The sequence below is a fragment of the Pseudomonas turukhanskensis genome (assembly GCF_027922365.1).
GTDB lineage: Bacteria > Pseudomonadota > Gammaproteobacteria > Pseudomonadales > Pseudomonadaceae > Aquipseudomonas > Aquipseudomonas turukhanskensis.
This window is the reverse complement of sequence record NZ_BSFN01000015.1, coordinates 99830-119357: the sequence shown is the minus strand read 5'-3', so window position 1 is coordinate 119357 and position 19528 is coordinate 99830. Positions and strand designations below refer to the sequence as shown.

Here is a 19528-nt window from a genome sequence, read left to right as displayed (position 1 = left end):
CTCACAAGCACCCACACGAATTGCTTGATTCAGTTGTTAAAGAACAGTTGGTTAAGTCTTTCGTCTCAACCGAGGCGCGCATTCTACAGCAGCCTCTCATTCCGTCAAGCGATTTCGAAAATTTCTTTTCAAACTCAACCGCTTGCGCTTCAGATCAACTTCAGTCTCTCATCAGCGGGAGGCGAATTCTACAGCGTTTAAAACCGCTGTCAACACCCTCTTTTACACCGCTTTCGATCAACTCAACCGACCGACCAACAAGACCAAAACTCAACCTTGCCAGCCCGGCGCATTCTACGCAGATCGCTCTGCTTTGCAACCCCTAATTTTCAGCTAACTTATTGATTAACTTGAAGTTTTCGGAGCCTTCCGCGCCGGAAGTGGTGCGCATTATAAGCACCCATGAAATACCGTCAAGGCTTTATTTGACCTTTTACTCAGCTTTTAACGTAACGCGAGCAAAAGCCTTCTTGCCGGCCTGGCAAACATGGGTCGCGCCGAGCTTGTATATAAAGGTGCGATCTACAACTTCACCATCTATACGCACGCTACCGGCATTCAGCAGATCACGTGCGCCCGCCGCGTTCTTCACCAGACCCGCCTTATTAAGGAGGGAAGCGATAGGCAGATCTTCAGCCGAGACGACCTCGACTTCAGGCAGATCGTCCGGTAACTCGCCGTCTTTCATACGGTTACCCGAAGACCGATGAGCATTGGCCGCCGCGTCTTCGCCATGGAAACGCGCGACGATCTCCTCAGCCAGCTTGATTTTGATATCCCGCGGATTCGCGCCAGCTACTACGTCAGCCTTGAACGCCTCGATCTCTTCCATGGAACGGAAGCTGAGCAATTCGAAATAGCGCCACATCAGCGCATCCGGAATGGATACCAGCTTGTTGTACATAACGCCCGGCGCTTCCTGGATACCGACATAGTTACCCAGCGACTTGGACATCTTCTTCACGCCATCCAGACCTTCGAGCAATGGCATGGTCAGAATGGTCTGAGCTTCCTGCCCGTAAGCGCGTTGCAACTCACGACCCATGAGCAGGTTGAACTTCTGATCGGTACCACCCAACTCAACGTCAGCTTTCAGAGCGACCGAGTCATAGCCCTGCACCAACGGATACAGAAACTCATGAATGGCGATTGGCTGGTTAGTGGCGTAACGCTTGCTGAAATCATCGCGCTCAAGCATCCGAGCAACCGTGTACTGCGACGCCAGACGGATAAAGTCAGCCGGGCTCAGCTGATCCATCCACGTGGAGTTGAAGGCCACTTCAGTTTTAGCCGGATCGAGAATCTTGAAGACCTGCGCCTTGTAGGTTTCCGCGTTGTCCAGCACCTGCTCACGGGTCAACGGTGGACGGGTAGCGCTTTTGCCGCTCGGGTCGCCGATCATGCCGGTGAAGTCGCCGATCAGAAACACCACCTGATGGCCCAACTCCTGGAACTGGCGCAACTTATTAATAAGCACGGTATGGCCAAGGTGAAGATCAGGAGCGGTCGGATCGAAGCCGGCCTTGATGCGCAGAGGCTGACCGCGCTTCAATTTTTCGATCAGCTCAGCCTCGACCAACACTTCTTCCGCGCCGCGCTTGATCAGCGCCAACTGCTCTTCAACCGACTTCATACCCGCCCCGCTACCACCTGATTTTCGAAGGGAACCAACCTTACAAGATCACCAACTAATTACAAGTTTGTGCCCGCGACTTATGCCGCTGGCATGAACAAGAAATTCGTAGGCTTGCTTCAGGGTGATTTTGGTTATATTTTATACAGTTATTTCATATTCATCAGTTTCTTCATCTCTTCTTTTCACCTTTTCAAAGTCAAAGTTGCCTTATGACCTCTATTTCCAAAACACCGCCGCCATACCCCAAAAGCCATCTCCTAGCGGCTAGCGGGATCGCCGCCCTACTCAGTCTGGCTCTTCTGGTTTTCCCCTCTCGCGAAGTAGAAGCAAAAAAGACCACGCTCAACCTGGACCTCAACGCCTCTGAACAGCTCGAAGCCACCCCGAACGAGCAGCAGCCTCGTCTGCCTGGCGAGTCGAGCGCATCGCCGTTCGCCCAGATTGATGCCCAGAACCCTGAAACCCAGCAGGCCGAAAAACCTGTGGAAAAACCTGCGCAACCCGTGGCCGAAGCGCCAGCGGTTGATCCGTATACCAAGCTGATTACCGTCGCCAACGGCGACACATTGTCGACCGTATTCCAGAAGGCAGGCCTGACGCCCACGCACTTGCACGAAGCCTTGAACAGCAGCAACGATGCCAAGCGCTTCGGCCAACTGAAAGTCGGCCAGGTGCTGGAGGTCAAGCTCACCCAAGACGGCGGCCTGCAGCACTTGCAAAGCAAGTTGAGCGACCTTGAAACCATCACCCTGTCAAAAACCGACAAAGGCTTCGACTTCAAGCGCGACCTGACCAAGCCAACGGTTCGCTCGGCATACGCCCATGGCGTGATCAACAGCTCGCTGTTCCTTTCCGCCAAGCGCGCCGGCCTATCGCACAACATGACCATGGACTTGGCCAATGTCTTCGGCTACGACATCGACTTCGCCCAGGACATCCGCGAAGGCGACGAATTTGAAGTGATCTACGAGCAAAAAGTGGTCAACGGAAAGCAGGTAGGCGACGGCGCCATCCTCGCCGCCCGCTTCGTTAACCGCGGCAAACCATTCACTGCCGTGCGTTACACCAACAAGCAAGGCTCCACCAGCTACTACACGGCTGATGGCAACAGCATGCGCAAAGCTTTTATTCGCACGCCGGTAGACTTCGCCCGTATCAGCTCGCGCTTTTCGATGGGCCGATTCCACCCGATTCTGAATAAGATTCGCGCCCACAAGGGCGTGGACTATGCCGCCCCACGTGGCACACCGATCAAAGCCGCCGGTGATGGTCGCATTCAGCTCGCCGGTCGCCGCGGCGGTTACGGCAACACCATCATCATTCAGCACAACAAGACCTACACCACGCTCTACGGCCATATGCAGGGTTTTGCCAAAGGCATCAAAACCGGCAGCATGGTGAAGCAAGGTCAGGTGATCGGCTATATCGGCACCACTGGCCTGTCCACCGGCCCACACCTGCACTATGAGTTCCAGGTCAAGGGCGTGCACGTCGACCCGCTCAGTCAGAAACTGGCAATGGCCGATCCAATTTCCGGGCCGGACAAAACCCGCTTTATGCAGATGAGCAAACCCTTGATGGCGCAGATGGATCAGGAAAAGGCCACCATGCTGGCCTTGAACAAGCGCTAAGGCGATGACGCGCTATATAGGAGTGATGTCCGGCACCAGCCTCGATGGTCTGGACATCGCCCTGATCGAGCAGGAGCAACACACCACCCTGCTCGGCACCCACTACCTGCCCATGCCCGATGACCTGCGCAGTGAGCTACTTGCCCTGTGCAGTTCTGGTCCCGATGAACTGGCCCGAAGCGCTATTGCCGAGCAACGCTGGGCTCGTCTTGCCGCCCAAGGCGTTCATGCCCTGCTTGATCAACACAATCTTACCCCCATCGACATCCGCGCCATCGGCAGCCACGGTCAAACCGTGCGCCATGAGCCGGCGCGAGGCTTCACCACGCAGATTGGCAACCCGGCGCTGCTCACCGAGCTGACGGGCATCACCGTAGTCGCCGATTTCCGACGCCGCGATGTCGCCGCCGGCGGCCAGGGCGCACCACTGGTGCCAGCGTTTCACGATGCGCTCTTCAGTGACGGCAAAAGCCGCCAGGCGATCCTGAACGTAGGTGGTTTCAGCAACCTGAGCCTGCTTGATCCGCAGCAACCGGTGCATGGCTTCGACTCCGGCCCTGGCAATGTCCTGCTGGATGCCTGGATCAATCGTCATCAAGGCACAGACTACGACCGTAATGGCGACTGGGCGGCCAGCGGCCAGGTATCGACGGACTTACTCAACACGCTGTTGGGCGATCCGTTTTTTATCACTCAAGGGCCGAAAAGCACTGGTCGCGAACTGTTCAACCTGCCGTGGCTGGACCAGCACCTGAGCCAGTTCCCCCTCATCGCGCCCGCGGACGTGCAAGCCACTCTGCTGGAGATGACCGCGCGCAGTATCATCGGCGCGCTGCAATCCGCTCAGCAGGGCACGCAACACCTGCTGGTTTGTGGCGGCGGCGCACATAACCTCACGTTAATGAAACGCCTGGCCGAGCTGTTACCGGGTTGCACGGTGAGCAGCACCGACGAGCGCGGCGTGCCGGCGGACTGGGTGGAAGCCATGGCGTTCGCCTGGCTGGCCCATTGTTGCCTGGAAGGCATTCCGAGCAATCGCCCCAGCGTCACCGGCGCCAAAGGCCTGCGCGTGCTTGGCGCCATCTACCCGGCCTGACCCTAAGCGTTTAGCAGAAACGAAAACGCCGCGCATAAGCGCGGCGTTTCAGGCACAGCAATCGATCAGATCGAGAACGACGAACCGCAACCACAGGTGGTGGTGGCATTCGGGTTTTTGATCACGAAACGCGAGCCTTCCAGGCCTTCCTGATAATCGACTTCGGCGCCAGCCAAGTACTGGAAGCTCATCGGATCGACCACCAGGCTTACACCTTCGCGCTCGACGATGGTGTCGTCATCGGCCACTTCTTCATCAAAAGTGAAACCGTACTGGAAGCCCGAGCAGCCACCACCGGTGACGAACACGCGCAATTTCAGACGTGGATTACCTTCCTCATCAACCAGGTTTTTGACCTTGTTCGCCGCACCGTGCGTGAATTGCAGCGGAGTGGGGGTGAAGGATTCGACGCTCATGCTGTCTTTCTCCCGGCCAGTGGCCGACGTATTACTTGGGGATAGCCTCATTATCCGCTTCCCCTACCAAAATGGTCAACTATTGATCAGCGCCCCGGAGCGGGGCATTGATCGTTAGCTGCAACTTACGGCAGCAATGCCGCGTGGGACAAACCCAAGCGCTCATCGAGGCCAAACAGGATATTCATATTCTGCACCGCCTGGCCCGATGCGCCTTTGACCAGGTTGTCGATCACCGACAACACCACAACCAGGTCGCCACCTTGCGGACGATGCACGGCGATACGGCAGACGTTGGCGCCGCGCACACTACGGGTCTCCGGATGGCTGCCAGCCGGCATCACATCTACGAACGGCTCGTTGGCATAACGCTTTTCAAACAATTGCTGCAAGTTTACCGACTTATCCACAACGGTCGCGTACAGCGTGGAGTGGATACCGCGGATCATCGGCGTCAGGTGGGGCACGAAGGTCAACCCCACATCGCCACCGGCGGCGCGACGCAAGCCCTGACTGATTTCCGGCAGATGACGGTGCCCCTTTACCGAGTACGCCATCATGCTTTCGCCGGCTTCACAGAACAGCGAGCCCACTTTCGCACCACGGCCCGCGCCGCTTACACCCGACTTGCAGTCGGCAATCAAACGGCTGGTATCGGCCAAACCGGCTTCGAGCAGCGGCAAGAAACCCAACTGGGTCGCGGTCGGGTAGCAACCCGGCACTGCAATCAGACGGGCATTTTTGATCTGCTCGCGATTCACTTCCGGCAAACCGTAAACCGCTTCACCGAGCAGTTCCGGGGCACCGTGCGGCTGGCCGTACCACTTGGCCCACTCTTCGGCATCCTGCAGGCGGAAGTCGGCAGAGAGGTCGATCACCTTGGTACCGGCTTCCAGCAATTCGCCAGCCAGGGCATGGGCAACGCCGTGGGGCGTGGCGAAGAACACCACGTCGCAGGCCGCCAGGGTTTGCGTGTCCGGCACGGTGAAGGACAGATTGTCGTAGTGGCCGCGCAGGTTCGGGTACATCTCATCGACGCGAGTGCCCGCTTCCGAGCGCGAGGTAATCACCACCACCTCAGCTTGCGGATGCTGAGCCAGCAGGCGCAGCAATTCGACCCCGGTGTAGCCTGTGCCGCCGACGATACCGACCTTGACCATCACGAACCCCCTACAGATAAAAGGACACCCGGCTGCGGAAAGCGTAGCGAGCGAAGAGTAGGCAAAGCGAAGGCAAGTGAGAACGCGCAGTGGGCTGGAGCCAATGAGCATTTCGAACCTGCTTTCAACGCCGCCTGACCGAGCGCAGTAGCTGTTCCGTAGTCGGGGAAAGGTGCCGATGATACGGGTGCTCCGGCCACGGGCCAACCGTATTGGTGACGTATAGCCGATATAACCTGTTTAATACGGCCACTTCCGGGCATTTAAACCCCGCCCCTTTTATTTCTGTTCGAGAACCTGCGAATGCTCTACCTCTGGGTCAAAGCGTTTCACATCATCGCCATGGTTTGCTGGTTCGCCGGTCTGTTCTACCTGCCGCGCCTGTTCGTCTACCACGCCATGAGCGAAGACAGCACCAGCAAGGAGCGTTTCTGCGTCATGGAGCGCAAGCTCTACCGAGGCATCATGACGCCGTCGATGATTGCCACGGTCGGCCTCGGCATCTGGCTCCTCACGCTCAACCCCACACTGCTCAGCCAAGGCTGGATGCACGCCAAGCTCACACTGGTGCTGCTGCTTATCGGCTATCACCATATGTGCGGCGCCATGCGTAAGCGGTTTGCCGCGGGCGAGCAACGCCACAGCCATGTGTTCTACCGTTGGTTCAACGAAGCGCCGGTACTGGCGTTGCTGTTTATCGTAATTCTGGTGGTGGTGCGTCCGTTCTAATCAGCACAGCTGCCTCAACTTGATTGGAGATTGTTTATGTCTTTGCCCGCCCTGCTCGAACAACGTCTGCGTTTGCCGGTAGTTGCGGCACCGATGTTTCTGGTTTCCAACCCGCAGCTGGTGTTGGCGTGCTGCAACAGCGGCATAGTCGGTAGCTTTCCGGCCCTCAACCAACGTGAAAGCAGCGGCTTCAAGGCCTGGCTGGACGAGATCAATGCAGGGCTGAACGCCGACGCCGCGCCGTATGCGGTCAACCTGATCGTGCACAACACCAACCCGCGCCTGCAGGCGGACCTGGCCATCTGCGTCGAGCAGCGCGTGCCGATCGTGATCACCAGCCTCGGCGCCGTAAAAGAGGTGGTGGATGCCGTGCACAGCTACGGCGGCCTGGTGTTCCACGACGTCACCACCCGCCGCCACGCCGAGAAAGCTGCCGAGGCTGGCGTTGATGGGCTAATCGCCGTCGCCGCCGGCGCAGGTGGCCACGCCGGCACCTGGAGCCCGTTCGCGCTGGTCGCGGAAATCCGCCAGTTCTTCGACAAAACCCTGTTGCTGGCCGGCTGCCTCAACCACGGTCACGAAATTCTTGCCGCACAAATGCTCGGCGCCGACCTTGCCTACCTCGGTACCCGCATGATCGCGGTAAAGGAAAACGATGCCCCGCAGGCGTACAAAGACATGATCCTCGGCGCCAAAGCCGCCGATATCGTGCACACCCCGGCGGTGTCCGGCGTACCGGCAAGCTTTATGCGCCAGAGCCTGGAGCAAGGCGGCTTCGACCTGGGCAAGCTGCAAGACAAAGGCGCGGTGAACTACGGCGAAAAGCTCAAGCCCATCAACGACGAAGCCAAGGCCTGGAAAACCGTATGGTCGGCTGGCCAGGGCGTCGGCGACATCACCGACCTGCCGACCGTGGCCGAGTTGGTCAAGCGCCTGGATGACGAATACCGCGCCGCCCAGCAGCGCACCGTGCAACTGGGGCAGCGCTGGCCGCGATGAACCGTCGCCACCTGCTCGGCCTGGGCGCACTGGGCCTGTTGGGTATCTGGGCGGCCCGGCCGAGCGACAGCGGTCGCCCGTACGACGACTACTTTGGTGCCCTCAATCAGCTGTTGAAACAGCAGGGCGGCGGCATTCCCCAGTTAGTAGTAGACATGCAGCGCCTGGACGCCAATGCCGAACTCCTGGCTCAGCGGTTGGGCACCAAGCTGCCGCTGCGCCTGGTGGCCAAATCCCTGGCCAGCGATGGCCTGCTGGACTACCTGGCGAAAAAACTCGGCACACGCCGCTTCATGGCGTTCCACCAACCACAGGTGAATCAACTGGCGCGCCTGTTCGAGGACGCCGACCTGCTGCTGGGCAAACCATTGCCGCTTAGCGCCGCCCTGGGCTTCTACCAGCAACTGGGCAATACCACGACCTTCGAGCCGAGCCGCCAGGTCACCTGGCTGATCGACACACCCCAGCGCCTGCAGCAATACGCCGAGCTGGCGACGGCCCTGAAACAGCCACTGCAAATCGCCCTGGAGATCGACCTGGGCTTGGCGCGCGGCGGGTTTAGCGATCCCCAGGCGTTGGGTCAGGCACTGACTGCGTTACGTACCAGCAAAGCGCCGCTAACGGTACGCGGTCTGATGGGCTATGACGCCCAAGTCGCCCATTCACCGCCGTGGATCGGCCGTGACCGCGCCTTGGCCGACAGCAATGCGCGCTACCGAGCGTTTGTTGCCACGGCGCAGACGTTCGCCGACCTCTGGCCCGCAGATCCGCTGCTCAATGGCGCTGGTAGCCTGACGTACGCCCTGCATGCGCGCGGCGATACGCCGCTGAACGAAGTCTCGGTCGGTTCTGCCCTGCTCAAACCCAGCGAGTTCGACAGTGACCTGCTGGCCGAGCATCTCCCCGCACTCTGGATCGCGACCCCGGTGCTCAAAGCGCAGACCGGTGAACTCCCCTATCTGCGAACCCTGCAAACGGCGCTGCAAACCTGGGACCGCAATCGCCAGCAAGCCTATTACCTGTATGGCGGCCGCTGGCAGGCAGACCCCGTTGCGCCCGCCGGGCTGAGCTACGACAGCCTGTACGGCCGCAGCGCCAACCAGGAGCGGGTAAACGGCTCGAGCGCCACGGCGTTGCGGGTCGACGACTGGGTTTTCCTGCGCCCACAACTGAGCGAAGGCCTGCTGGATGACTTCGCGGAACTGCGACTGGTGCGCAACAACCGCCTTGTAGGTCGCTGGTTACCGCAAAACATGGGCTGAAGCGTGACTCGCATCACGCTCACGCTTGTCTGAAACGCCAAAGGGCCATTACGCTGTGGCCACTTCATCTCTCGCTGACAGGGACGTGCGCATGACCGATACACGCTACAAGATCGTATTCACCGGCGAGTTGATGCCGACAGCGACACTGGACGCTGTTAAAGACAACCTGGCACGCCTGTTCAAAAGTGACCGCGACAAGATTGATGGGCTGTTCACCGGCAACCCCGTCGCCCTCAAACGTGACCTGACCGATGCCGAGGCTGACAAGTATGTAGGCGCTCTGCAGAACGCCGGCGCCAAGGTCTACAAGGAAAAGGATCTGGCCTCCAGCCTCAGCCTGGTGGAAACCGACGACCACCACACCGCGGCGGTCGAGCCCGACGAAAATGTGCGCATGACCTGCCCCAAGTGCGGTCATGAGCAGGCCCAGGGTATCGAGTGCAGCGCCTGCGGCATCGTGATCGAGAAGTACCTGGCCCGTCAGGCTCAACTGGCTGAGGCCGGCGCTACCGAACCGGCGCCAGCAGCCGCTGCCGCCGTCGCCTCGCCCTATGCCACGCCGCAAGCCCAGGTAGGCGATGTGATGCCCGAATACGGCGAGCTCAACTACTTCACCGTCGAAGGCCGTATCGGCCGCGTGCGCTACTTGGGTTGGAGCATGGCGATGACCTTGCTGGCCATCCCGATCATGGGCGTGTTTGCCGGTATTTCGGCACTGTCGTCAATTTTCGGCGGCTTGCTGGTGATTCTCGCCGTCATCGCGATGGTGGTGGTCGGTGTGTTTATCGGCGCCAAGCGCCTGCACGACATCGGTTGGTCCGCCTGGCTCTGGTTGCTGTTGCTGGTGCCGGCGGTTGGCTCTGTATTTGCCATCATCATGCTGGTGGTGCCCGGTACGCCCGGCCCGAACCGCTATGGTCCGCCGCCGCCACCGAATAGCAAAGGTGTGGTGGTGCTGGCCTGGACCATGCTGCTAGTCCCCATCATCGGTATCCTCGCTGCCATCGCCTTACCGGCGTATCAGGGTTATGTTCAGCAAGCCGAAGAAAGCAGCTACTCCGAGCCGGCTGTTGATTCGGCCGAGCCCTCTGTCGATATGGCCGAGCCTGCCGAAGCGGTAGAGCCGGCCGAACCTGGCGAGCCGGCTGATGAAGCCGAGTCGAGCCAAGAGTAAGCCCTGCACTGACCTACATTTCACTAGCCGCGCGGAGAACCCCATGCCCCGTTATGCACTGGTAACCGGGGCCTCCAGCGGCATCGGTCTGGCCTTGGCAGAAGCCCTGGCCAGGCGCGGGCGCAACCTGATTCTGGTGGCCCGTCAGCGCGACGTGCTGGAAAGCGTCGCCTGCGAGTTCACCCAACGCTTCGGCGTGGAAGTGCTGTTTCGCACTTGCAACCTCGCCCACCCCACCCAACTCACCGGCCTGATCCATGAACTGGAACAAGGCGAGCTGCATATCGACTTGCTGGTGAACAATGCCGGCCTCGGCACCTCGGGGCCATTTCTGGACAGCGACTGGGGCCGCGAACAGCAACAACTCGAAGTCAACCTGCTGGCCCTCACCCGCCTCTGCCATGCCGTGGGCAATAGCATGGCGCTGCAAGGCGGCGGGCAGATTCTGAATGTCGCCTCGGTAGCGGCCTTTCAACCTGGCCCGTGGATGAGCAGTTACTACGCGGGCAAAGCCTACGTACTGAATCTCTCGGAAGGCTTGCGCGAGGAAATGAAAAGCCGTGGCATCAAAGTGTCCGTGCTTTGCCCGGGGCCGACCCGTACGGCGTTCTTTCGCGGCGCAGCCATGGAAATGGGCAAGCTCGATGGCAGCAAGCTAATGATGAGCGCCGAAGAACTGGCCCTTTACACCGTACGGGCGCTGGAGAAAAACCGCGCCATCATCATTCCCGGTTGGCGCAACCGCCTGGCTGCCCGCAGTTCACGCTTCGCCCCGCGCTGGCTGGTACGCAAACTGGCCGGGGCGATCAACAAGCGCTTTACCGCGCAATAGGCATCAGCCCGCCGACACCGTACGCCCCTGCGCCCAGGCGCGCAGCCCGGCGAGGTCTTCGGCCATCACCACTGACAGCGGCGCCGTGCTGCTGATAGTGCGCAGCAGCAAGCCTTGGTCCACCGGCTGCTGTTGTGCCTGTGCGGCATACAAGGCGCTGACCACCACCTGCTCGATCTCGGCGCCGGTAAAGCCATCACTCACCGTAGCAAGCTGCGGCAGATCGAATGCCTGCGGATCGAGCTCACGGCGCAGCAGGTGGATGCGGAAAATATCGGCGCGGGTGTCGGCATCCGGCAAGTCGACGAAGAACAGCTCATCAAAGCGGCCTTTGCGCACCAGCTCCGGTGGCAGGCGGTCGATGGCGTTGGCCGTGGCCACCATAAATACCGGCGCCTTGCGCTCGGCCATCCAGGTCAGCAAGGTACCGAGCACCCGCTGGCTGACGCCGCCGTCCTGATCACCGCTGGCCAGGCCTTTTTCCACCTCATCCATCCACAACACACAGGGCGCCATCTGCTCCGCCAGGCGCAGGGCTTCACGCAGGTTGCGCTCGGTTTCGCCAAAGAACTTGTTGTACAGACAGGCGAAATCCAGGCGCAGCAGCGGCAGGCCCCAGAGCCCGGCCACTGCCTTGGCCGCCAGGCTCTTACCACCGCCCTGCACGCCGACCAGCAACATGCCCTTGGGCAGATCGGCGGCTTTGCCGGCGAGAAAAATATCCTGCCGCTCAGCCAGCCAGCGTTTGAGGTTAAGCAAGCCACCCACTTCGGCAAACCGCGCGGTGTCGTGTTCAAAGCTGAGCACGCCCTCGAGGTCGAGCAGCTTGAATTTGGTTTTGTTCAGCTCGGGCAAATCTTCCTGGGTGATGGCGCCATCGTTGCAAATCACACCGCGCGCCAGCACCCGCGCCTCGGCGTGGCTCATGCCGCGCAGGTTTTTCACCACTTGCTGCAAGGTACGGTTGTCGGTACGTACCCGTGCGCCGCGGTTGCGCTCGCTCCAGCGCGCGGCTTCTTCGCGCACGATGGCCAGCAACTCGTCTTCGGATGGCAAGGACAGGGAGAAACGCGCCGCATAGCGCTGCACTTCCGGCGGCAACTTGAGGGCATGGGATACCAGCACAACCGTGGGCTTGTGTTGCGCCTGGGCCATGGCGATTTCCTTGAGCAGGCGCACCAGCTTGGGGTTGTCCTCCATAAACGGATGCAAATCGCAGAGTACGTAGAGGTTGGGCATCGGGTCATGCTTGATCAGGCGCAATGCGGCCTCAGGCTCGAAGCTGGGCATTTCGCCCTGCGGCTCGCCACCGAAGCCCAGCTTCTGCATGCCCTCGGTCACCGCCCAGGTGTACAACCCCAAGCCGCGTTTCACCGCAAGGCTGGTGAGGGTTTCCATTACCCGCTGTTCATCCCAGGACTCGATCACGACCAGTTTCACTTTGGAGTCGAGTACCAAGCCCAAGTCATGGATATCGTTCTTCACACCGCGTCCCTATGTGCGCTCGCCCTCAAAGGCGCGCGTGGTTAAACTCCGGCTTCCTATCGCCAGTTGGAGACCTGTCCGTGGACTGTCTGTTCTGCAAGATCGTCGCCGGGGACATTCCCGCGCGCAAGCTTTATGAAGACGACCAGGTTGTTGCATTTCACGATATTGGCCCACAGGCGCCGGTGCATTTCCTGGTAATTCCGAAAAAACACATCGCCACCCTGCACGACCTCGGGGAAGAGGACAAAGCCCTGGCCGGCCATATGCTCTTCACCGCCCAGCGCCTGGCCAAGGAGCAAGGCTGCGAGCAAGGCTTTCGCGCCGTGATGAACTGCAACGAGGATGGCGGGCAAACCGTCTACCACATCCATATGCATGTGCTCGGCAAGCGCCAGCTGGCCTGGCCTCCGGGTTGATGCGGGCGCTTATTGCCCTGGGCCTTAGCGGCCTGCTGAGCTGGCCGGCCGGTGCCGTCGAAGCCTTTCACGACACGCTCAATACCGAAGAACCCGGGCCGGAACTGGTGAAAGTGCCAGCCGGTCAGTTTCTGTTCGGCGACAGTACCGGGCGCGGGAATTACAACGAGCAGCCGGCGCATCTGGTCACCATCGCCAAACCCTTCGCCATCGGCCGCTTCGAGCTGACCTTCGCCGACTGGCAACGCTACGCCCGTGCCACCGGCAAGCCACTGCCCGACAACGAAGGCTGGGGCTTGTCCGAGCGGCGGCCGGTTATACATGTGTCCTGGTTCGACGTGCAGAGTTACCTGCAATGGCTCTCCAAAAGCACCGGTCAGCGTTATCGCCTGCCAACCGAAGCCGAGTGGGAGTATGCCGCACGGGCCGGTAGCAACAGTTTCTACTGGTGGGGCGAGCAGCTCGACAGCCCCGAAGACCACCCGCGCGCCCATTGCCGAGGCTGTGGTTCGCCGCGTTCCGATCAGTACAAAACCAGCCAGGTCGGCCAATTCGCGCCCAATGCGTTTGGCCTGTACGACACGGCTGGCAATGTCTGGGAATGGACCGCCTCGCGCTTTGTCACCCCCTTCGACGGCAGCGAGCAACAGGCCGCCGGCCTGCTCGACCAGAGCCCCCGGGTGGTGCGTGGCGGCGCCTGGAATGCCGGCCCGACGTACCTGCGCAGCAGTTTTCGTGACATGAAGCAGCCCGGCAAAGATGACTATGCTTTAGGTTTTCGCGTGCTCCGCGAGCTGCCCTGAACCTGCCATGTGCCGCTTCTGGCTTATGATTGGAGTAAACTGCCCGCAGACTTTTCCGGAGGTAATCCTATGACTACCGAACGCCACTACTCCCCGGTCGACCGCCTGCTGCTGCAGGCCGACGCCGCCCTGCGTACCCTGCTGCCGTTCAGCGGCCAACCCTATCGCCCGTCGCCCGGGCTGACTCAACCTGATGTGGAGCTGAACGCCGACGACACCCGCCACGTGGCTGGCCTGATGCGCGTCAACCACACCGGCGAGGTCTGCGCCCAGGCGCTTTACCAAGGGCAGGCACTGACCGCCAAGCTGCCCCACGTGCGCAAAGCCATGGAACATGCGGCCGAAGAAGAAATCGACCACTTGGCCTGGTGCGAACAACGCATCCGCGAGCTGGGCAGCCACCCGAGCATTCTCAATCCGGTGTTTTATGGCTTGTCGTTTGGTGTTGGCGCGGTGGCCGGGCTGATCAGCGACAAGGTCAGCCTGGGCTTTGTGGCCGCCACCGAAGATCAGGTGTGCAAACACCTTGATGATCACCTGACGCAGATTCCTGTCGAAGACGAAAAGTCGCGGGCGATTCTGGAGCAAATGCTGAGCGATGAAGCGCAGCATTCGGCCAGTGCATTGGACGCCGGCGGTTATCGGTTCCCGCGTCCGGTGAAGTTCGGCATGAGCTTGTTGTCCAAGGTGATGACTAAAAGCACGTACCGCATCTAAGTTTCTACGCAAATAAAAAGGGCGCCTTGATGGCGCCCTTTTTATTTGCGGTAACGCGCAAGCGCATCGAGGCTGAAGCCTCTCCTACAGAGGTCGGGGTCACTTGTAGGAGAGGCTTCAGCCTCGAGCAGTTGATCTTCGATCAGCCAACCATATTGCGGGCGTAGAAGATCTCCAGCATCTCGTGCTTCACCCGCTTGGTTACCGTGTCGCGCTGTTCGGCGGACAAGTTCTGCGTGGCATCGCCAAACAAATAGTTATCCAGCTCGAACTCTTTGAGGAGCATTTTGGTGTGGAACAGGTTCTCCTGGTACACGTTCACGTCGGTCATCTGATAGGCCGCCTGCGTGTCGTCGGAGAGGTAGTTCTGGATCGAGTTGATCTCGTGATCGATAAAGTGCTTCTTGCCCTGCACGTCGCGGGTAAAGCCGCGCACGCGGTAGTCGACGGTGACGATGTCGGAGTCGAACTGGTGAATCAGGTAGTTGAGCGCCTTGAGCGGTGAAATTACGCCGCAGGTGGACACGTCGATATCCACGCGGAACGTGGCAATGCCGTCTACCGGGTGAATTTCCGGGTAGGTGTGCACAGTGATATGACTTTTATCCAGGTGCGCGAGGATGGTATCGGGGAGCGGGCCTGGGGATTCCTCGATCTGGCTTTCAGTCGGTGTGACCGGTTGCTCGGAGATCAGAATGGTCACGCTGGCGCCTTGCGGATCGTAATCCTGGCGAGCGATGTTGAGGATATTGGCACCGATAATGTCGACGACATCCGTGAGAATCTGCGTCAGCCGCGCTGCGTCGTACTCGGTATTGATGTACTGGACGTAGGCCTGCTGGTCTTCCGGCGTTTCCGCGTAGCAGATGTCGTAGATGTTGAAGCTCAAGGTCTTCGTCAGGTTGTTGAACCCGTGGAGCTTGAGTTTGCTTTTCACCGTAAGGAACTCTCTTTTAACGATGCGGCGAGGCCGCGTGATCGAGCATGCCCGTCAGTTGTGAACAACACAGCTGCGTAGGACGGTTAACACCTCTTCGCTTTGGCGATTTTGGGTATGGGTTCGTGGCGCCGCACTTATAGCGACGCCCCGGAAAAAGGGGCGCCATTATGCAGAGGTCGGCCAGCGGCTGCCAGGGCCTTTGCCACCTGCTTTCGATCGAAAGAGTGTGCGCCACTTTTATGAAACGAACGTGTCGGGCCGATCAGCCCAGTTCGATGATTTCGTAGTCGTGGGTAATTTCCACGCCGCCACGGCCGAGCATGATCGAGGCCGAGCAGTATTTCTCAGCGGACAATTCCACCGCGCGCTTTACCTGGGCCTCTTTCAGGCCACGGCCTTTGACCACAAAGTGCACATGGATCTTGGTGAACACTTTCGGTTCTTCGCTGGCGCGCTCGGCTTCCAGAAACGCCTCGCAGCTTTCAACCGGCTGGCGGGACTTCTTCAGAATGCTCACCACATCGTAGTTGGTGCAGCCGCCCAGACCAATGAGCACCATCTCCATCGGCCGCACGCCAAGGTTGCGTCCGCCGCTCTCGGGCGGGCCATCCATGACTACCACATGGCCGCTGCCAGACTCACCGAGGAAAAGAGCTTCGCCAGCCCACTGAATCCGCGCTTTCATTGCCACGTCTCCGCTGTTAAAAGGGACGGGGAGCTTAGCACAAGCATATAGACCCACTTACTCAAGACCGGCAGGTCGATAGTTAGCCATCATTGTTAGCCACGTCTCAAAACCGACTAACGGCCGCGACTGTCTGTTAAGCTGGCGACAATTTACTGGCACACTTGCTCGAATAACTATTAAAAAAATTTGCTGCTAGACAATGGGTTGCACTAATTTTTTCTTCGGGGCTAGGGCATGGTCGCAATAACTCTCACACCAAAAATAAAGAACATCGACAAACTGCTCGCGCATTGTCACCGTCGTCGCTACACCGCCAAAAGCACCATCATCTACGCAGGCGATCGCGGCGAGACGTTGTTCTTTATAGTCAAAGGCTCGGTCACCATTCTTATCGAGGATGACGACGGCCGTGAAATGATCATCGCCTATCTCAACTCCGGCGATTTCTTCGGTGAAATGGGGCTGTTCGAGAAGGACGGCATCGAGAAAGAACGCAGCGCCTGGGTACGGGCCAAAACCGAATGCGAAGTGGCCGAGCTCAGCTACGCCAAGTTCCGCGAACTCACCCAGCAAGACCCGGACATTCTCTACGCCCTGGGCAGCCAGATGGCTGAACGCCTGCGCAACACCACGCGCAAGGTGGGCGACCTGGCGTTTCTCGACGTCACTGGCCGCGTAGCACGCACGCTGCTCGACCTGTGCAAACAGCCCGACGCCATGACTCACCCCGACGGCATGCAGATCAAGATCACCCGTCAGGAAATCGGTCGCATCGTGGGGTGCTCGCGGGAGATGGTGGGACGTGTGCTCAAGGCACTTGAAGAACAAGGCCTGGTCAACGTCAAAGGCAAGACCATGGTGGTGTTCGGCACCCGCTAAGCCCACAAGGCTTGGATAAAAACACGAACAATAAAAAGGCCAGCTTCGGAGCTGGCCTTTTTATTTGTAGCGGTTTTTCCAGGCGCGGCGCTTTTGTAGGAGAGGCTTCAGCCTCGAGCTTTAGATCTCAAAAACATCGCGGCTGAAGCCGCTCCCACAGGGATCGATTTGGCTACCAGCCTAGTCGATGCTGACCGGCCCTTTACGTTCCGGGAAAAACAAGCGCTGCAACTCCAGCCCAGGGTTGGCCGCACGCATAAACGCTTCGCCTACCAAGAAGCCAAACACATTGCTGATTTCCATCAGCTCAACATCGGCGCGGTTCATGATGCCGCTTTCGGTTACCACCATGCGGTCGCGGGGAATGCGCGGCAGCAGGTCGAGGGTGGTTTCCAGACTCACTTCAAAGGTGTGCAGGTTACGGTTGTTGATGCCCACCAACGGGGTATCCAGCACCTTCAGCGCGCGGTCGAGTTCTTCGCCGTCGTGTACTTCGACCAGCACATCCAGGTTGACCGACTTGGCCACCGCCGCCAGTTCGCCCATCTGCACGTCATCGAGTGCCGAGACGATCAACAGAATGCAGTCGGCGCCCAAGGCACGGGACTCGATAATCTGGTACGGATCGATCATGAAGTCTTTGCGAATCACCGGCAGGCTGCAGGCGCCACGCGCCAGCTTCAGGTAATGATCGGCGCCCTGAAAAAAGTCGATATCGGTAAGCACCGAGAGGCACGCTGCCCCACCGGCCTCATAACTCTGGGCAATTTCAATCGGGTCGAAGTTCTCGCGCAGCACGCCTTTGCTCGGCGAAGCTTTTTTCACCTCGGCGATTACACCCGGCTGCTTAGCCTTGGCCGCCGCTAGCAAGGCAGTGGCAAAACCGCGTGGTGCATCGGCTGCACGGGCCTCACGCTCCACGTCGGCGAGGGTGGCCACCGCCTTGCGAGCAGCCACTTCTTCGGCCTTGCGGGCGAGGATTTTCTCCAGGACGGTAGGCACACTCACGCTTGATTCTCCTGGCGGAACACCGCCGTAAAGGACGCCAATTCTTCCATCTTTTCCCGGGCCAAGCCGGTGTGCAGGGCGTCATGGGCCAGCTGCACACCTTCATGCAGGCTAGTCGCTAAATCGGCGGCATACAGGGCCGCGCCCGCATTCAGCACAATCAAATCACCGGCTTTCTTGCCGGCGTCGGTTTTGCGCCGGCCCAGGGCATCGCGAATCAGCTCCAACGAGGCGGCCGGGCTGCCCACTTCCAGTCCCATCAGGGTCTGGCTGGTGATACCAAAATCTTCCGGGCGCACATCGTATTCAGTGATCTGGCCATCTTTGAGCTCAGCCACATGGGTCGGCGCGGCGAGGCTGAATTCGTCCAGACCGTCACGCGAATGCACCACCAGAATGTGCTCGCTGCCCAGGCGCTTGAGCACCTCGGCCAGCGGCCGGCACAGCTCCTGACTGAACACGCCGACCACCTGGTGTTTGACGCCAGCGGGGTTGGTCAGCGGGCCGAGCATATTGAACAGGGTACGCAGGCCCATTTCACGGCGCGGTCCGGCGGCGTACTTCATCGCCTTGTGGTGCACCTGGGCGAACATAAAGCCCACGCCCACGCTGTCGATGCAACGCGCGACCTGCACCGGCGTGAGTTCGAGGTAGATACCGGCCGCTTCCAGCAAGTCGGCGCTGCCGCTCTTGCCCGACACCGCGCGGTTACCGTGCTTGGCCACCTTGCCGCCCGCCGCCGCGACGACGAACGCCGCCGCCGTGGAGACGTTGAAGATATTGGCGCCGTCGCCGCCGGTACCGACCACGTCGACCACATGCTTGAGGGTCGGCAGTTCAACCTGGGCCGCCAGCTCGCGCATCACCGAAACGGCACCGACGATTTCGTCGATGGTTTCGCTCTTCATGCGCATGCCCATCAAAAACGCACCGATCTGCGCGTCAGTGCACTGCCCGGTCATGATCTCGCGCACCACGTCCTGCATTTCTTCGGTGGTCAGGTCGAGCTGCGCGACCACGCGGTTCAGGGCTTCCTTGATATTCATGCGCGCACACCCCCGGTCTGCTTGAGGAAGTTGGCAAACAGCTCATGGCCCTGTTCCGACAGGATGGATTCGGGATGGAACTGCACGCCCTCGATATTCAGGGTCTTGTGGCGCAGGCCCATGATTTCGTCCACCGAGCCATCTTCATGCTGGGTCCAGGCGGTCACTTCCAGGCAATCGGGCAAGGTTTCCAGCTTGACCACCAGCGAGTGGTAGCGGGTGACGGTCAGTGGGTTGTTCAGGCCTTCGAATACACCGGTGTTGTTGTGGTACACGGCACTGGTCTTGCCGTGCATCACCTGGCGAGCGCGCACCACATCACCGCCAAACGCCTGGCCGATGCTCTGGTGGCCCAGGCACACGCCGAGAATCGGCAGCTTGCCGCCAAAGTCTTCGATGGCTTCGATGGAAATACCGGCTTCGCTCGGGGTGCAGGGGCCGGGCGACACCACAATGCGCTCGGGCTTGAGGGCTTCGACTTCGGCCACAGTCAGCTCGTCGTTGCGCACCACCTTCACGTCAGCACCCAGCTCGCCCAGGTACTGCACGACGTTGTAGGTAAAGGAGTCGTAGTTGTCGATCATTAACAGCATGGCAGTTACTCC

20 protein-coding genes and 1 pseudogene are annotated in these 19528 nt (G+C 59.8%); 12 read left to right on the top strand and 9 right to left on the bottom strand.

What is annotated here, in order from left to right; genetic code table 11:
* A pseudogene (locus tag PKE98_RS20440) lies at nt 1-326 on the top strand (hypothetical protein); the annotation flags it as partial.
* A gap of 107 nt (nt 327-433) precedes the next feature.
* Here PKE98_RS20440 and tyrS read toward each other — a convergent pair.
* Complete coding sequence (gene tyrS / locus PKE98_RS20435; RefSeq protein ID WP_271197235.1) at nt 434-1633, bottom strand: tyrosine--tRNA ligase; 1200 nt, start codon at nt 1631-1633, stop codon at nt 434-436.
* 212 nt (nt 1634-1845) lie between these two features.
* Between tyrS and PKE98_RS20430 the strand changes: the two genes are divergently transcribed.
* Both PKE98_RS20430 and PKE98_RS20425 read left to right on the top strand, forming a co-directional pair.
* Nucleotides 1846-3267 (top strand): peptidoglycan DD-metalloendopeptidase family protein, encoded by a 1422-nt coding sequence (locus tag PKE98_RS20430; RefSeq protein WP_271197234.1) that lies wholly within the window; start codon nt 1846-1848, stop codon nt 3265-3267.
* A 4-nt stretch (nt 3268-3271) separates the two neighbouring features.
* On the top strand, nt 3272-4363 hold the full coding sequence (locus tag PKE98_RS20425; protein WP_271197233.1) for an anhydro-N-acetylmuramic acid kinase: 1092 nt from the start codon (nt 3272-3274) through the stop codon (nt 4361-4363).
* A 65-nt stretch (nt 4364-4428) separates the two neighbouring features.
* On the opposite strand, the gene erpA is transcribed toward PKE98_RS20425, so the two are convergent.
* Nucleotides 4429-4779 (bottom strand): iron-sulfur cluster insertion protein ErpA, encoded by a 351-nt coding sequence (gene erpA, locus PKE98_RS20420; RefSeq protein ID WP_108099340.1) that lies wholly within the window; start codon nt 4777-4779, stop codon nt 4429-4431.
* Between the two features lie 125 nt (nt 4780-4904).
* Nucleotides 4905-5939, bottom strand: coding sequence for an N-acetyl-gamma-glutamyl-phosphate reductase (argC, locus tag PKE98_RS20415; RefSeq protein ID WP_271197232.1), 1035 nt, complete (start codon nt 5937-5939; stop codon nt 4905-4907).
* A gap of 303 nt (nt 5940-6242) precedes the next feature.
* Between argC and hemJ the strand changes: the two genes are divergently transcribed.
* The 5 genes from hemJ (at nt 6243) to PKE98_RS20390 (ending at nt 10938) form a co-directional block, all read left to right on the top strand.
* Nucleotides 6243-6668: a protoporphyrinogen oxidase HemJ gene (gene hemJ, locus PKE98_RS20410; protein WP_271197231.1), complete on the top strand. Its 426-nt coding sequence runs from the start codon at nt 6243-6245 to the stop codon at nt 6666-6668.
* A 36-nt stretch (nt 6669-6704) separates the two neighbouring features.
* Nucleotides 6705-7667, top strand: coding sequence for an NAD(P)H-dependent flavin oxidoreductase (locus PKE98_RS20405; protein ID WP_271197230.1), 963 nt, complete (start codon nt 6705-6707; stop codon nt 7665-7667).
* A complete protein-coding gene (locus tag PKE98_RS20400; protein WP_271197229.1) occupies nt 7664-8929 on the top strand; it encodes an alanine racemase in 1266 nt (421 codons plus the stop codon). Before PKE98_RS20405 ends, PKE98_RS20400 begins: the two co-directional genes overlap by 4 nt.
* A gap of 91 nt (nt 8930-9020) precedes the next feature.
* Nucleotides 9021-10106 carry a DUF805 domain-containing protein gene (locus PKE98_RS20395; protein ID WP_271197228.1) on the top strand — a complete coding sequence of 362 codons (1086 nt, stop codon included), beginning with the start codon at nt 9021-9023 and terminating at the stop codon, nt 10104-10106.
* Between the two features lie 43 nt (nt 10107-10149).
* On the top strand, nt 10150-10938 hold the full coding sequence (locus PKE98_RS20390) for an SDR family NAD(P)-dependent oxidoreductase (RefSeq protein WP_271197227.1): 789 nt from the start codon (nt 10150-10152) through the stop codon (nt 10936-10938).
* A 3-nt stretch (nt 10939-10941) separates the two neighbouring features.
* Here the strand turns inward: PKE98_RS20390 and PKE98_RS20385 are convergent, their stop codons facing one another.
* Nucleotides 10942-12423 carry an AAA family ATPase gene (locus PKE98_RS20385; RefSeq protein ID WP_271197226.1) on the bottom strand — a complete coding sequence of 494 codons (1482 nt, stop codon included), beginning with the start codon at nt 12421-12423 and terminating at the stop codon, nt 10942-10944.
* Nucleotides 12424-12503: 80 nt separating this feature from the next.
* On the opposite strand from PKE98_RS20385, the gene PKE98_RS20380 reads away from it, so the two are divergent.
* From PKE98_RS20380 to coq7, 3 genes are all read left to right on the top strand, one after another.
* Nucleotides 12504-12842: a histidine triad nucleotide-binding protein gene (locus tag PKE98_RS20380; protein ID WP_271197225.1), complete on the top strand. Its 339-nt coding sequence runs from the start codon at nt 12504-12506 to the stop codon at nt 12840-12842.
* The gene (locus tag PKE98_RS20375; RefSeq protein ID WP_271197224.1) at nt 12842-13645 is read left to right on the top strand and encodes a formylglycine-generating enzyme family protein; all 804 of its coding nucleotides are present in this window, start codon (nt 12842-12844) and stop codon (nt 13643-13645) included. The genes PKE98_RS20380 and PKE98_RS20375 overlap by 1 nt, the downstream gene beginning before the upstream one ends.
* Nucleotides 13646-13714: 69 nt before the next feature.
* On the top strand, nt 13715-14362 hold the full coding sequence (gene coq7, locus PKE98_RS20370; RefSeq protein ID WP_271197223.1) for a 2-polyprenyl-3-methyl-6-methoxy-1,4-benzoquinone monooxygenase: 648 nt from the start codon (nt 13715-13717) through the stop codon (nt 14360-14362).
* 142 nt (nt 14363-14504) lie between these two features.
* On the opposite strand, the gene speD is transcribed toward coq7, so the two are convergent.
* Both speD and PKE98_RS20360 read right to left on the bottom strand, forming a co-directional pair.
* Nucleotides 14505-15299, bottom strand: coding sequence for an adenosylmethionine decarboxylase (speD, locus tag PKE98_RS20365; RefSeq protein ID WP_271197222.1), 795 nt, complete (start codon nt 15297-15299; stop codon nt 14505-14507).
* 265 nt (nt 15300-15564) lie between these two features.
* Nucleotides 15565-15987 (bottom strand): OsmC family protein, encoded by a 423-nt coding sequence (locus tag PKE98_RS20360; protein WP_122450745.1) that lies wholly within the window; start codon nt 15985-15987, stop codon nt 15565-15567.
* A gap of 237 nt (nt 15988-16224) precedes the next feature.
* On the opposite strand from PKE98_RS20360, the gene crp reads away from it, so the two are divergent.
* The gene (crp, locus tag PKE98_RS20355) at nt 16225-16869 is read left to right on the top strand and encodes a cAMP-activated global transcriptional regulator CRP (RefSeq protein ID WP_108099316.1); all 645 of its coding nucleotides are present in this window, start codon (nt 16225-16227) and stop codon (nt 16867-16869) included.
* A 180-nt stretch (nt 16870-17049) separates the two neighbouring features.
* Here crp and trpC read toward each other — a convergent pair whose 3' ends face one another.
* From trpC to PKE98_RS20340, 3 genes are read right to left on the bottom strand one after another with little or no spacing between them, the layout of a single operon-like run.
* Nucleotides 17050-17877: an indole-3-glycerol phosphate synthase TrpC gene (gene trpC / locus PKE98_RS20350; RefSeq protein WP_271197221.1), complete on the bottom strand. Its 828-nt coding sequence runs from the start codon at nt 17875-17877 to the stop codon at nt 17050-17052.
* A complete protein-coding gene (trpD, locus tag PKE98_RS20345) occupies nt 17874-18923 on the bottom strand; it encodes an anthranilate phosphoribosyltransferase (RefSeq protein ID WP_271197220.1) in 1050 nt (349 codons plus the stop codon). Before trpD ends, trpC begins: the two co-directional genes overlap by 4 nt.
* On the bottom strand, nt 18920-19516 hold the full coding sequence (locus PKE98_RS20340) for an aminodeoxychorismate/anthranilate synthase component II (protein WP_271197219.1): 597 nt from the start codon (nt 19514-19516) through the stop codon (nt 18920-18922). Before PKE98_RS20340 ends, trpD begins: the two co-directional genes overlap by 4 nt.
* Nucleotides 19517-19528 lie beyond the last annotated feature (12 nt).